This is a genomic window from Vandammella animalimorsus, from assembly GCF_002285285.1.
GTDB lineage: Bacteria > Pseudomonadota > Gammaproteobacteria > Burkholderiales > Burkholderiaceae_C > Lampropedia > Lampropedia animalimorsus.
The window spans coordinates 270,855-284,357 of sequence record NZ_NSJF01000003.1; the positions used below are offsets into that span (position 1 = coordinate 270,855).

At 64.0% G+C, this 13,503-nt stretch carries 13 protein-coding genes and 1 tRNA gene; 2 read left to right on the forward strand and 12 right to left on the reverse strand.

The window, feature by feature from the left end; all coding sequences use genetic code 11:
• Positions 1–90: 90 nt before the first annotated feature.
• Entirely contained in the window at positions 91–1,536 is a 1,446-nt protein-coding gene (locus CK620_RS07725) for a DUF945 family protein (RefSeq protein WP_179290601.1), read from the reverse strand.
• A 149-nt stretch (positions 1,537–1,685) separates the two neighbouring features.
• Here CK620_RS07725 and CK620_RS07730 point away from each other — a divergent pair, with 149 nt between their 5' ends.
• Positions 1,686–2,330: a riboflavin synthase gene (locus CK620_RS07730; protein ID WP_095549811.1), complete on the forward strand. Its 645-nt coding sequence runs from the start codon at positions 1,686–1,688 to the stop codon at positions 2,328–2,330.
• Positions 2,331–2,446: 116 nt separating this feature from the next.
• Here CK620_RS07730 and CK620_RS07735 read toward each other — a convergent pair whose 3' ends face one another.
• The 6 genes from CK620_RS07735 to CK620_RS07760 all read right to left on the reverse strand — a co-directional run bounded on the left by CK620_RS07735 (position 2,447) and on the right by CK620_RS07760 (position 7,883).
• A complete protein-coding gene (locus tag CK620_RS07735) occupies positions 2,447–3,061 on the reverse strand; it encodes a 50S ribosomal protein L25/general stress protein Ctc (RefSeq protein WP_095549812.1) in 615 nt (204 codons plus the stop codon).
• Between the two features lie 159 nt (positions 3,062–3,220).
• Positions 3,221–4,198 carry a ribose-phosphate pyrophosphokinase gene (locus CK620_RS07740; RefSeq protein ID WP_095541537.1) on the reverse strand — a complete coding sequence of 326 codons (978 nt, stop codon included), beginning with the start codon at positions 4,196–4,198 and terminating at the stop codon, positions 3,221–3,223.
• A 205-nt stretch (positions 4,199–4,403) separates the two neighbouring features.
• Positions 4,404–4,480: transfer RNA gene (locus CK620_RS07745), tRNA-Gln, on the reverse strand.
• 34 nt (positions 4,481–4,514) lie between these two features.
• Positions 4,515–5,438 (reverse strand): 4-(cytidine 5'-diphospho)-2-C-methyl-D-erythritol kinase, encoded by a 924-nt coding sequence (ispE, locus tag CK620_RS07750; RefSeq protein ID WP_095549813.1) that lies wholly within the window; start codon positions 5,436–5,438, stop codon positions 4,515–4,517.
• Positions 5,425–5,949 carry a lipoprotein insertase outer membrane protein LolB gene (locus CK620_RS07755; protein WP_095549814.1) on the reverse strand — a complete coding sequence of 175 codons (525 nt, stop codon included), beginning with the start codon at positions 5,947–5,949 and terminating at the stop codon, positions 5,425–5,427. Before CK620_RS07755 ends, ispE begins: the two co-directional genes overlap by 14 nt.
• A gap of 17 nt (positions 5,950–5,966) precedes the next feature.
• On the reverse strand, positions 5,967–7,883 hold the full coding sequence (locus CK620_RS07760; RefSeq protein ID WP_179290602.1) for a tetratricopeptide repeat protein: 1,917 nt from the start codon (positions 7,881–7,883) through the stop codon (positions 5,967–5,969).
• Between the two features lie 442 nt (positions 7,884–8,325).
• Between CK620_RS07760 and mutM the strand changes: the two genes are divergently transcribed.
• Positions 8,326–9,141 (forward strand): bifunctional DNA-formamidopyrimidine glycosylase/DNA-(apurinic or apyrimidinic site) lyase, encoded by an 816-nt coding sequence (gene mutM / locus CK620_RS07765; RefSeq protein WP_095549816.1) that lies wholly within the window; start codon positions 8,326–8,328, stop codon positions 9,139–9,141.
• Here the strand turns inward: mutM and rnhB are convergent.
• The 5 genes from rnhB to lpxD all read right to left on the reverse strand — a co-directional run bounded on the left by rnhB (position 9,089) and on the right by lpxD (position 13,395).
• The gene (gene rnhB / locus CK620_RS07770; RefSeq protein ID WP_095549817.1) at positions 9,089–9,772 is read right to left on the reverse strand and encodes a ribonuclease HII; all 684 of its coding nucleotides are present in this window, start codon (positions 9,770–9,772) and stop codon (positions 9,089–9,091) included. The genes mutM and rnhB overlap by 53 nt on opposite strands.
• Positions 9,744–10,949: a lipid-A-disaccharide synthase gene (gene lpxB / locus CK620_RS07775; protein ID WP_275250701.1), complete on the reverse strand. Its 1,206-nt coding sequence runs from the start codon at positions 10,947–10,949 to the stop codon at positions 9,744–9,746. Before lpxB ends, rnhB begins: the two co-directional genes overlap by 29 nt.
• Complete coding sequence (lpxA, locus tag CK620_RS07780) at positions 10,946–11,746, reverse strand: acyl-ACP--UDP-N-acetylglucosamine O-acyltransferase (protein ID WP_095549819.1); 801 nt, start codon at positions 11,744–11,746, stop codon at positions 10,946–10,948. The genes lpxB and lpxA overlap by 4 nt, the downstream gene beginning before the upstream one ends.
• 174 nt (positions 11,747–11,920) lie before the next feature.
• Positions 11,921–12,367 carry a 3-hydroxyacyl-ACP dehydratase FabZ gene (fabZ, locus tag CK620_RS07785; protein ID WP_095539697.1) on the reverse strand — a complete coding sequence of 149 codons (447 nt, stop codon included), beginning with the start codon at positions 12,365–12,367 and terminating at the stop codon, positions 11,921–11,923.
• A 5-nt stretch (positions 12,368–12,372) separates the two neighbouring features.
• Complete coding sequence (gene lpxD / locus CK620_RS07790) at positions 12,373–13,395, reverse strand: UDP-3-O-(3-hydroxymyristoyl)glucosamine N-acyltransferase (protein ID WP_095541543.1); 1,023 nt, start codon at positions 13,393–13,395, stop codon at positions 12,373–12,375.
• Positions 13,396–13,503 lie beyond the last annotated feature (108 nt).

Sequence of the window (13,503 nt, forward strand, 5' to 3'; positions counted from 1 at the left end):
TGTTTTTTTTGCCGGGTGCCCTGGCCTTGCCGCAACCATGGGCTGATCGCATATCTTTTGCCAACGGCACAGGTGCCGTGTGCACAGGCCTTATTGCAGCAACTGATCGATGCCCCGCAAGTCGAACGGGTGGCCGTTGATGCTGGAGTAGCCGCCCTGGTACTGCAAGACCGTGCGGATTTGCCCCCCCTCCTGCCGCACCAGGCCTTGCTGCACGAGCAGCGCCAGGTTTTCCCGACCCTGCCAATGCAGGGCCAGGGGCTGGGAGATCTCCAGCTGCACGCTGGCATGGAGCTTGGCCATCAGGCTGTGCGGCAAGAAACCCAGGTCAATGCCATGCAGCTTTGGCGCGCTGGCCTGGCCACTCAGCGCCCACTGCCCTTCGGGAAGCTGCCCCGCAAGGCGCTCGACCTTCAAACGCAGGCCCTGCGCCAACAAAGCAGCAAGGCGCTCTCGCACCTGGGTTTGCTCGGCCAGGGGCAATTGCCCCCAGGCCGTCGGGGCCCCCATTTGCGCCAGTAGCCAGCGCCAGCCCCAAGGGCCTAAAGCCTCATAGCTCGGCTGGTGCAATTGTTCTACGGCAGCCTTGAATTCCAGCGTGCTCAATGCGCTCTGGCTGGATGCCTGGCTGGCCTGCGCTTGCGCCCCATCGCCGGCCATGCGCAGCTGCTGCAATTGCAGATGCAGCGGCAGTCGCAGCCATTGTTTGTCTTGAGCCTGAATGTCAAACGCCAGCGCCAAGCCCTGCAATTGCCAGCCGCCCGCCTGCACACCTTGCACACCGGACTGCTGCCATTGCCCCAGGCTGTAGCGGCTTTGGCCCAGGTAGCTGTGCTGCAAGCCGGCAGGCCGGTGGTAATCGTCACGCCCCTGTAACTGCTCAATGTGCAACAGCTGCTCGCCTTGGGCATTTTGCAGCGTCATGCCGCCCCATTGCAGGGCGCTGCGCAGGCTGCGCCCGTCAGGGCCGAGTTCGCCCTCCCAGTGCAGGGGCCGCATGTGCAGCGTTTGCGCTGCGCCCTGGGCGTCCTCCCAGGGGCGTTGCCAGGATGGGCCAGCCAACCGCCAATGCACACTGCCACGGTAACCCAGCACGGCATCCAGCACGTAGGGCGGCGCATCGCCCAGGCTGGGGCGCAATGCAGCCTGCACCGCTGGGCTGAGCACTGGCGTGCTGCGCAGGGCCACCCATCCCCGCTGAGGCGCAGCAAGCAGTGGCAGGTGACGTATGCGGTGTTCCAGCACGATGGTTTGGCCACCCAGGCCTCGGCTGACCCGTCGCTGTGGGGCAGATGCCTTTGCGGCTGCGTCCTGCTCCGATGACGCTATGTGCACAACGCTGCGCGCACTGGAATGGAACAGCCCTCGCTCGTACTGGGTGAGCTGCGCCGCCACCCCCAGCGCAGCGCTGAGCGCTGCGTGGGCTTGTTGCACATGCCGCTGCGTCTGCACGCCCACATACCAGGCTGCGGCGCTGTACCCCACCCCGAGCAGCGCCAACAGCAACACCGCCACACCCGCCATCTTCTTGCGCATAAACCCGCCATTCCTCCGTTTCTTTTCTGTGCGCGGCATTGTTTCACAGGCTTTGCCTGACCAGTCCACGCCGCCCGCTATAGTGCCGGCTTTTCGGCGCGGGAGGGTCTGCACGGCCCGTGGCAGCGCCCCATCACCCAAGGAGTTTCATGTTCACCGGCATCATCACCGCCATTGGCCAAATTCAACATGTCGAGGACCTGGGCAGCAGCCAAGCCCATGGCAAGCGTTTGAACGTCTCCTGCCCGCCGGGCTATCTGGACGACGTCGTGCTGGGCGACAGCATTGCCCTGAATGGCGCCTGCATGACGGTGACAGCGCTGGCGCTGGATGCACAAACATTCATGGTTGAAGTCTCGGCAGAATCGCTGCGCCTGACCACTGGACTGGATCAAGTCGGCGAGGTCAATCTCGAAAAAGCCTTGCGCGCAGCCGATCGACTGGGCGGCCACATCGTCAGCGGCCATGTGGACGGGATCGGCACCGTCAGCGCCATCAACCCTGTGGGCGAAAGCCATGAGCTGCGCATCCTCGCCCCCAAGCAGCTGATGCCTTACATGGCCGTCAAGGGCTCCATCACCGTGCAAGGCGTCAGCCTCACGCTCAACAGCGTGCGCGACCTTCAGGAGGGCTGCGAGTTCAGCATCAATTTGATTGCCCACACCATGGCCCACACCACCCTCAAGCACCTTCGCCCAGGCCGCGCCGTGAACCTGGAAGTGGATCTCATCGCCCGCTACGTGGCGCGTATGCTGCAGACGGGCAGCGCCATGCCAACCGACCTGCCCTCCTGAGCGCTCATTGGCCCAACAAAAAGCCTGCTGGCATCACTTGCACAGCAGGCTTTCTGACAAGAATCCGCCCGCATTTGCCTGCGGGCGGAAGCTTATTGTTTGCGCAAGGCCTGTAATCAGGCCGCAGCGTCTGCACCGCCTTCTGCAGCGGGTGCGTCTTCTTCCACAGCCGGGGCGGCCGTGGCCGTGGCCAGCACGGGGTTGATCGCGGCCAGGCGCTTGACGGCGCTGACGCCACGGGGCAGCTTGATGTCGCGCAGGCGCAGCACGCCGTTCTTGCCCAGCTTGCTCAGGTTCACCAGAATGAATTCCGGCAGATCGGAAGGCATGCAGGTCACGTCGATTTCCGTTGTGACCGTGCTCACCACCTGACCTTCAACCTTGACGGCAGGAGACTCTTCAGCGCCTTCGTAATGCACGGGCACTTTCATGTGCAGGCGGGTGCGTGCGTTGACGCGCTGGAAATCCACGTGCAGCACGAGCTGCTTGTAGGGATGGTATTGCACGTCGCGCAGCAGAACTTTCTCCGTCTTGCCGTCCAGCTCCAGATCCAGCACGCTGGAGTGGAAAGCCTCTTTCTGCAGCGCAAACCACAGCGGGTTGTGATCCAGTTCGATCATTGTCGGCTCTTGATCGCCGCCGTAAATGATGCCGGGCGTACGGCCCGAATGGCGCAGGCGGCGGCTCGCACCCGTTCCCTGCTTTTCACGTGCAAATGCAACTACTTGCATGTTTTCTCCTGATAGAGGCAGGTCGCGACCAACTCTGCCCCGGTTTGAGAGGCTGCCCGCCAGACACTGCGATCCGCCAACAGCCTCAGACAACGCATGGCCATCGCCATGCACGAAAAACATCAGTCAAGCCCTGCTGCCGGGCTCAAACTGCAATACTCAAAACAGACCGCCTTGCTCCTTGAACAGGCTCATCACCGAGTCGCCACGGGCAATGCGTTGAATGGTTTCGGCGATCAGCGGCGCCACCGTGAGCTGACGAATCTTGCTGCAGGCGCGCGCCTGCTCGCTCAAAGGAATGGTGTTGGTGACCACCACCTCATCGAGCGCCGAGCCGGCGGCAATGCGCTCGATGGCCGGGCCAGAGAAGATCGGATGCGTGCAGTAGGCATGCACGCTCTTGGCGCCTCGCTCTTTGAGCACTTCAGCGGCTTTGACCAGCGTGCCGGCGGTGTCGATCATGTCGTCCATCACAACACAGTTGCGGCCTTCGATGTCGCCGATGACGTTCATGACTTCGCTGACGTTGGCCTTGGGGCGGCGCTTGTCGATAATGGCCAGATCGCAGCCCAACTCCTTGGCCAGCGCGCGCGCGCGTACCACGCCACCCACGTCGGGCGAAACCACGATCAAATCCTCATAGCGCTTCTTGTTCAGATCGTTGAGCAGCACCGGCGAGGCGTAGATGTTATCCACCGGGATATCGAAAAAACCCTGAATCTGGTCAGCGTGCAAGTCCATGGTCAGCACGCGCGCCACGCCCACGGTCTGCAGCAAATTGGCCACCACTTTGGCCGAGATCGGCACGCGCGTCGATCGCGGCCGGCGATCCTGACGGGCATAGCCGAAATAGGGGATGACGGCGCTGATGCGCTCAGCCGATGCGCGCTTGAGCGCATCCACCATGATCAGCAACTCCATCAAGCTGTCGTTAGTGGGCGCGCAGGTGGGCTGCACCACGAAAACGTCTCGTGCACGCACATTCTGTCGGATCTCGACCGTCACTTCCCCATCGGAGAAGCGCCCCACGTGCGCCGCGCCCAGCGATGTGCCCAGGTGCTCGGCAATCTCTTTCGCCAGCGAGGGATTGGCATTGCCGGTAAACAGCATGAAGTCGGAGTGGTGAGAAACGCTCATAAAGCCGCCGCAATACTCAGCTTGGGAAAGAGACGAAGTTTTTTTCAGCCAGGACGCCGCAAGCAGGCCTACGGCAACCACCAGAAGCAAACCATGAGTGCATTGGGGCACAGCGCACACTGCGCACAGCCAATACGAAAACCCGTCAATCTAAAACAAAACGCCGCAAATGCGGCGTTATTCATCAGATCAAAGAATCAAACAATGGCAGGGGAGGAAGGATTCGAACCCTCGAATGCCGGAATCAAAATCCGGTGCCTTAACCAACTTGGCGACTCCCCTGCAAAGCCCATGTGCAAAGCACAAAGACAAAAAACTATGCAGTACAAATCCAGTTACTCAACGGATGACTTGGCAATCCATTGCAAAGTCTAACCACCCAGCCTGAAGATACGGCTTTCGCCCCTTCAAGCACATTGAGCAAATGCTCTTGACTGCAACCCTGCGGCACCCTTGCGAATACTGCAGAACCAGAGCCCGTCATTCTAGCCTGAAATCCTTGCTCCGAAAGCCAATCTATGGCTTTTTTTATTTCGGGGCAGAGAATTTGCGCCACGGGCTGCAGAGTATTGCAACCAAATCCAAAAGGATCAGCACTGAAGCGCGAGATTGTAGCACGCTCGCTGGCCCTCTGGAGTGCTGGATGCGAGAAAATTGCTGCCGTGGCCACGCCCGCAGCAGGTTTGATGACGATGAAGCGCGCCGGCGGCAAGGCATGCTCACCCTGCAGGGGCGTGAGCCGCTCGCCAATGCCTTCGACCCAGGCGTTGCCGCCCCCCAGAAAGAACGGCACATCGGCGCCCAGCTGCAGACCGATGTCCTGCAACTTCTGCACAGGCCAGTGCAGGCCCCACAGGCGGTTCAATGCCAGCAAGGTGCTGGCCGCATCGGATGAGCCCCCGCCCATGCCGGCCTGGGCCGGGATGTGCTTTTCCACCCGGATGTGCACGCCGCGGCGTTCGCCAGCGGCCTGCTGCAAGGCCACGGCCGCGCGCACGATCAAGTCGTGCTCTGGCAGTGGCTGGCCTAGGTCCTCACGGCTGATGCGCGGGCCTTCGGGGCGCAGCGCAAAATCCAGCCAATCGCACCAATCGATAAGCACGAAAGCCGATTGCAGCAGGTGATAGCCGTCCTCGCGGCGGCCCAGAATGTGCAAGAACAGGTTGAGTTTGGCCGGCGCTGGCACGCGCAGGAACTCCTCTGCAGCCGCCAACGGCGTGGGCGCGTCACAGGCTGTCATCGGCATGCAGAATCACCCGCAGGCTCGCCCGTGGCAGCGGTTGTTCACGCAGCGCATGAATGCGCCCTTGCCCATAGCGTGACAGATCAACCTGCCAGCCCGGCTCTTGCCTGGCCTGGCCTGAGAGCCAGTCAAACAGCGCCGCAATGGGGATGGGCGCGCCGAACACCTGCGCCACCAACGCATCGAGCGACGCGCCTGCAATTTGCTCCGTCCCCTTGTCCAGCAAGGCCTGGTGCGGGCTCCAGCGCAGGCGCGCAATGATGTTACCCAACGGGTTGTAAATCTCCAGCTCGCCTTGCTGCGGGCTGCCACGCAAGGCGAATTCGGCACTGAAGGACTGGGGCCTCTCTTCTTCGGTGTTCAGGGCGATGCGCCCGCGCCAGATGCCCTGGCGCAGCACATAGGGGCGCGGCGCGGCGCAGGCGGCCAGCAGGCAGGCCGACGCCAACAACGCCAGCCATGTGCGCCGACTACTGCGCGCAGCCACTGGATGGGGGACAGTGCTCATGTCGCAATGGTCTCTCATCATGGCGCCATCGTCGGCTCTGGCGGACTGGGCATGACCTCAACCTCTGCCGGGGCCAGGCTCTCGTTGCCAAGCGCCGGCGCCAGCAGCGAAGGCCTGGTCTTTGGCCGCGCAGCGGAATATGTTTGCAGCAAGGGATGGACCGCCCCGGCCAGGCGCGCAATGGTCTTGCGCAGCACTTCGTTGCGGGCATTGCTTTGCAGGCCGCGCTCCCAGACCTCATTGGCCTGGCCCTGCCGCCCGAGTTGCCAGAGCACCTCGCCCAGGTGGGCGGCGATTTCCGCATCCGGCTCGATGGCAAAAGCTTTTTGCAGCAGCTCCAGGGCCTGTAACAGATTGCCCTGGCGGTATTCCAGCCAGCCCAGGCTGTCAGTGATGTAGGGGCTGCCCGGCTCCAGCTCCAGCGCCTTGGTGATGAGACGCCGCGCCTCGGCAAAGCGCACGCCCCGGTCGGCATAGGAATAACCCAGGGCATTGAGTGCATGGGCATGCTCGGGCGTGCGCGCCAGCAGGCTGCGCAAGCGCTTTTCCATCTCCTGAACGCGGCCCAGGCGCTCGGCCATCAGCGCGTATTCGTAGAGCAGCTCGTCGTCATCCGGGTGCTGGCGCAGCATGGTCTGCAGCAAGGCGTAGGCCTGCTGGTATTGACCGCCGTCGCGCAGCAATTGCACTTCGGCGCGCGACTTGAGCTGTTGGGTCTGCTCGTCCGGGGCGGCGATGGCGCGCACGACCTGACGCGCCAGGTCGAACTGGCCTTCCTCGGCCAGGATCTGCGCGCGCTGGAGCTGCGCGCGCAGCAGCGTCTGGGGGGTGCCGACCTTTTCCAGCGCGCGCTGCGCCTGCTCATGCCGGCCCTGCAGATCTGCCATCTGCGCCCGCAGGATTTGCGCCTCATCCAAGCCACGCTGGCGCAGCGCCGGCCTGGGCACGGCATCCAGCGTTGTGACAAAAACGTCCAGCGATTGCTCGGCCGCGGCAAACTCCCCCTGCGCGGCCTGCAATGCAGCCTTGGCGATCCAGGCCTCTGGCATCTGCGGCTGCTTGGCCAGCAGGCGCTCCAACACCTGCAGTGCCTGGGCATTGTCTTGCTGCGCCACCAACAGACGCGCATAGGCCAGCAAAAAAGGGGTTGCCGCCGCATCCTGGCTGGCGTAATCCTTCAGCAGCGCCTGCGCGCTTGTTTCTCCGTGGGCTGCCAGCTCCAGAGCCAAAAAACCCAGGCCGCTGGCCTGGGGGTTGACCGCATGGGCCTGGTTCAAAATCTGCAAGGCCTTTGGAGCGTCCCCGGCCTGCAGATGCATGCGTCCGAGCGCTGCCAAGGCATCGGCCCGCCAAGGCGAGTCAGGCTGGAGCTGATCTTCCAGCGCCGCCTGCACTACCTGCAGAGCCTGGCGCTTATCCGGCACCCGCTGGTAGAGCAACGAGATGGCCTGCAGGTTTTCGGCCATTTCATCGACCTGCGACAGCCGCAGCTCCTGCTTGAGGTGCCACTGGGTTTGCGGCACCTGGTTGAGCAGCACCAGCACCTGCAGCACAGCCTTGTTGGCCTCACGCGAATGTGGCAACGTCTTGTGCCAGCTCTCGGCCGCGCGCAAAGCCCGGCGGCCATCGCCGAGTTGGAAGGCCGACTGGATGGCACGCTGGAACAACTCATCCTGGCGCCGTGTCTGCGCAGCATGCAGCAGCAACTCGTAGCTGGCCTGCCAATCACCGGCCTGCCCCAGCAACTCGCCCACCAGGGTTTCGTAAAAGCTTTGCGCCATGGCTCGCGAGCTGAGCAATGGCTGAGGTTGCTCTTCTTGCACGGCGGTGTGCAGGCTCTGGGCCGGCGCATCGTGCATGGTGGCAGCCTGACAACCGGCCGTCAGCACCGCTGCGGCCATGCTGCTGGCCAGCAAGCCAGAGAATCTGCTCACCTCCGTACGGCGGGCAAGCGGCGCGGTCTTGGGCGGGCCGCTGCGGCTCGCATCTAGGCAACGAACAGATTCTGAACTTTGATCGTCTCTTTGCATGAGACGATAATAATTCAATTGCCCACAGCGCCCTGCGTGCTGTCGCGCAGATCACTGCACGAATCAAACCGATGCCTGTCGTGTCAAAGCAAGGCGCAAAGCATCGCGATACCGGGCGGTATCGCGCGAATTTGCAACGCGACCCTAGCGCGCCAGACGCGGTTTGACGTGTAGCTATTTGCGGGGCAGCACACCAGAAGATTGTTGAAATTTTGCGTGCAAAGCGGTTTTTCCAGGCAAAAGCCGCAGATACAAGGCGAAACGCGGCAGTTGCGGGTTTTGACCGACAACACCGCAGCAACACGCTATCTCAACACCCCCAGTGCTCCGCGGGCTTTTGCACGCCATGCCAGAACTCCCTGAAGTCGAAGTCACCCGCCAGGGCATTGCCCCGGCCATCACCGGCCAGCGCATTGCCGCACTGGTGCTGGGCAAGCCATTGCGCTGGCCACTGGGCTGCGCGCCTGCGGCGCTGGCCGGCCGCACCGTGCAAGCTGTGCGCCGCCGAGGCAAATACCTGCTGATAGAGCTGGACGGCCCCGACCTGTTGTTGCTGCACTTGGGCATGTCTGGCAGCGTGCGCATCTTGCCGCTGGACACTCCAGCGGGGCCGCACGACCACGCCGATCTGGTGTTTGGGCACGTACTGCTGCGGCTGCACGATCCACGCCGCTTTGGCGCGCTGGTGTATGCGCCCAGCGCGGATGCGCCTGTCGTGCAAAAGCTGCTGGGCCGCCTGGGGGTGGAGCCGCTCTCGGAGGACTTCACCCCTGCGCATCTGGCGGCCGCTCTGCGTGGCCGGCGCGTGAGCATCAAGCAGGCGCTGCTGGCTGGCCAGGCCGTGGTGGGCGTGGGCAACATCTACGCCAGCGAGGCCTTGTTTCTGGCCGGCATCGACCCGCACACGCCTGCAGGGCAACTGCGCCGCCCCCGGCTGGAGCGCCTGCACGGCGCGATTGTCCAGGTGCTCAGCGAAGCCGTGCAGCGCGGCGGTAGCAGCCTGCGCGACTTCGTAGCCAGTGACGGCAGCCACGGCCACTTCCAGCTGGCCGCCCGCGTGTACGGCCGCCAGGGCCAGCCCTGCCCGCGCTGCGGCGCGGCCATCCGGCTCAGCACACAGGGTCAGCGCAGCACCTATCACTGCCCGCGCTGCCAGCGCTGAGCACAGCCCTGCGCACTGGGGCAAAGCCCATGCGATGCACGCTGCAAGGGCCATGCTGCTGCAAAGCTGCCAGGTGCAAGGCCGTGCCATAGCCCTTGTGTTGCGCAAAGCCGTACTGCGGCCACTGCCGGTGCGCCTGCATGCACCAGGCATCGCGATAAACCTTGGCCAGGATGGAGGCCGCCGAGATGGCCTGCACCTTGGCATCGCCCCCCACCACGGCCACGGCGGTCATCGGCAGGGCCGGCGTGCGGTTGCCATCGATCAGCACCAGCTGCGGCGCGATGGCCAGGCCAGCCACGGCGCGTTGCATGGCCAGCATGGTGGCCTGCAGGATGTTGAGGCGCTCGATTTCCTCCACGCTGGCCTGGGCCACGCAGCACGCCAGGGCCTGGGCCTCGATGGCCTGGGCCAGTTGCTCGCGCCGGCGCGCGCTCAAGCGTTTGGAATCGGCCAACCCGGCAATGGGCCGGGCCGCATCAAGGATCACCGCCGCCGCAAAGACAGGGCCGGCCAGCGGCCCGCGGCCGGCCTCGTCCACCCCGGCCTGCAGCGCAGGCCCTTCGGGCTGCAACGGCAGCTCGGCCTGGCTCTGGGCAGCCTCAGGCTTGCAGCAGTTTTTTGAGGACATGGGCGCTCAGGGTAGCGGTGTCGGCCTGCAGCGACTGATGCAGTGCCGTCAAAGCCTGCTGCAACTGCTGCCAATCGGCACTGCGCTGCAGGCTGGCGTGCAGCCATTGGGCGCAGGCCTGGGCCAACGCGGCCGGGGTGGCCGCTTCTTGCAAAAGCTCGGGCACCAGCTGCTGCTGCCACAAGATGTTAGGCAGTCCGACCCAAGGCTGCAGTTGCTTGCGCCGCATCAGCATTGCGCTCACCGGGTGCATGGCGTAGCTGATGACCATGGGCTTTTTGAACAGCGCGGCTTCCAGCGTGGCCGTGCCACTGGCAATCAGCGTCACGTCGCAGGCCTGCAGCGCCAGGTGCGATTGGCCGCCGAGCACCCGCAGCCGCCCCTGCAACTGGCTCTGGCTTTGTACGATGGCCTGCACCCGTGCCAGCTGCGCCGGCACACAGGGCAGGATCAGCTGTAGCCTGGACTGCTCGGCCAGCAAGCGCTGCGCTGCGGCAAGAAAGCGCGGCAGCAGGTAGTCGATTTCCTTGCTGCGGCTGCCCGGCAGCAGTGCCAGCACCGGGTCGCCCGGCTCCAGTTGCAGCTGCTGGCGCGCCGCTGCAGTGGCCTGCTCGGCCTGCTGCGGCGATTGCAGGGCAATGGCCTGGGCCAGCGGGTGGCCCACGAAGGTGGCCTCGATGCCATGCTGGCGCAGCAGCGCAGGCTCGAAGGGGAACAGGCACAGCACATGGCTGGCAGCGCGGCGGATGGCGTGCACGCGCTCGGGGCGCCAGGCCCAGATCGACGGGCAGACGAAATGCACGGTCGGGATGCCTGCCGCGCGCAGGCGCTGCTCCAAGCCCAGGTTGAAATCCGGCGCGTCCACGCCCACGAACACATCCGGGCGCTGCGCCAGAAGGCTGTCGCCCAGTTGGCGGCGAATGCGCAACAAGCCTGCCACGCGCTTGAACACCTCCCAACTGTAGCCATGCACGGCCAGCCGCTCGGCCGGCCATTGCGCTTCAAAGCCCTGCGCCTGCATGTGCGGCCCGCCAATGCCCCAGCTGCGCAGGGCAGGCCACAGCGCCGGCACATGCTCCTGCATGCCTTGCAGCAGCAGAGACGCCAGCAAGTCGCCCGAAGCCTCGCCAGCCACCATGGCCAGGCGCAGCGGTGCGGCGGCAGGTCTGGGGCTCAACGCGCGATGCCTCGCTCGGCCTGCTGCAGGAACATCAGCATGCCCAGCAGCTCTTCCCAGCCATCGCCTTGCACGGCGCGGGTTTGCAAGTCCTGCAGTTGCGCGCAGGCGTCCTGCAGAGTGCGGCCCTCGCGGAAGACGATGCGATAAGCGGTTTTGAGCGTCGCAATCTGGTTGGCATTGAACTGGCGCCGGCGCAGACCCTCGATGTTCAGACCACGCACGGCAAAAGGGTTACCGCCGGCAAGCACGTAAGGCGGCACGTCCTGCGACACATGGCTGGAAAAGCCGATCATGGCGTGCGCCCCAATGCGCGTGAACTGGTGCACGCCCGTCAGGCCGCCCAGAATGGCCCAGTCGCCCACATGCACATGGCCAGCCAACGCCACGCTGTTGGCCATGACGGTGTGGCTGCCAACTTGGCAGTCGTGCGCGATGTGCGCATAGGCCATGATCCAATTCTCATCGCCCAAACGGGTGACGCCGCCGCCCTGCACCGTGCCGGTATTGATGGTGGTGAACTCGCGAATGGTGTTGCCATCGCCAATGTGCAGCTCGGTAGGCTCGCCCGCGTATTTTTTGTCCTGTGGGGGGCCGCCGATGCTGGCGTGCGCATGGATGGTGTTGCGCGCACCGATACGGGTGCGGCCGTCGATGACGCAGTGCGCCCCAATGTGCGTGTCGGCACCGATCGACACATGCTCGCCGACCACGGCATAGGGGCCGATGCGCACGCTGGGGTGCAGCTGGGCGCCCGGATGCACGATGGCGCTGGGATGGATCAAGGGATCAGCCATAGGGGATTCGCGTTGCGGGCAGACAAAATGCACGGCGCGGGTGTCTTGAAAACCACCTGTTCGCGCTTTGTGCCGGGTCGGATCATCCGCGGATCGGGGCAGTATGCGAGGCTGAAAAGCCTCGCCGGGTCAAGCACAAGGCTACACACCGCGCTCTGCCATATCGGCCATGAATCAGCCGCGCTCGACCGGGCGCATGGTACACATCAGATCGGCCTCGGCCACAACCTGACCATCGACCTTGGCCACGCCCTTGTACTTGTAGATGCCGCCACGCACGCGGTCGATGCTGGCTTCCAGCACAAGCTGATCGCCCGGTACTACAGGGCGCTTGAACCGCGCATTGTCAATGCCGACAAAATAAAACACCTTGTCTTCGCCCGGCGCCTCGCCATAGGTCTCAAAGGACAACAGCCCAGCGGCCTGAGCCAGAGCTTCGAGCACCAGCACCCCGGGCATGACGGGATTCTTCGGAAAGTGCCCGTTGAAGAAGGGCTCGTTGACGGTCACGTTCTTATAAGCAACGATGCGCTCGCCCAAGTGAATTTCCGTCACCCGATCCACCAGCAAGAAAGGATAGCGGTGCGGCAGAAGTTCGAAGATCTTGTGAATGTTCATGATGGTCGTCATGCCGATGTGTGTGGCGGCTGCACGCCTTGCAGAGCCGCCAATTCTTTTTCCAGCGCCTTGATGCGTTCACGCATTTTCTTGAGCTGGCGCAACAGGGCTGCATTTTGTTCCCATTTTGCGTGAGGCTCGAACGGATAAACCCCTGTATAGCGCCCCGGCTCAGTCAGCGAGCGCGAAATGACGGTCGCCCCCGAGACATGGGTGTTGTCGGCCAGCTCGATATGGCCCACTACCCCCACGCCACCGGCCAGGGTGCAATTGGCTCCAATCTTGGTGCTGCCCGAAATGCCCACGCAGGCGGCCATGGCCGTGTTTTCCCCAACCTGCACGTTGTGCGCGATCTGGATCAGGTTGTCGAGCTTGACGCCGTTGGCGATCACGGTGTCGCCCAGAGCGCCGCGGTCGATGCAGGTGTTGGCGCCGATTTCCACGTCATCGCCAATGCGCACCGCGCCCAATTGCTCGATCTTGACCCAGACCTTGCCGCCAGGGGCAGGGGCTTGTGCAAAGCCAAAGCCATCGCCGCCAATCACCGCGCCGGACTGCACAATGCACCGTGCGCCGATCTCACAGTTGCGCTCAATCGTCACGCGCGCGCCAATGCGGCTGTGCGCGCCAATGCGCACGCCCGGGCCAATCACCGTCAATGGCCCAATACTGGCTGTGGCATCGATCTGCGCCGAGGGGTCAACCACCGCGCTGGGGTGGATGCCCGGCGAAGGCAGATCGCCCTGCCGCTGCCGCCACCACTGCGTCAGCTGTGCGAAATACAGATAGGGGTCATCGGCCACGATGCAGGCGCCGCGCGCCTGGGCCTGCTCGGCATGGGTTGCCGACACGATCACGCAGGCTGCCTGGCTGGCCTGCAGCAGGGGCAGCATGCGTGGATTGCTCAAAAAACTGATCTGCGTTGGGCCGGCAGACTCCAGCGCAGCAATGGCCGTGACTGCAGTCGCAGCATCGCCATGCAGCTGTCCGCCCAGTGCCGCGCAAATTTCTCCAAGCGTTGCCGCTGTCACATGTCGTTCCTGTAAAAAGTCCCGCCCTACCCTTCAAGCACACCAATCAGGCTTGTGCTGGGGGAAGCACAGGCTCAAAAAAACTGCATTCCTGCGGTACCCTACCAG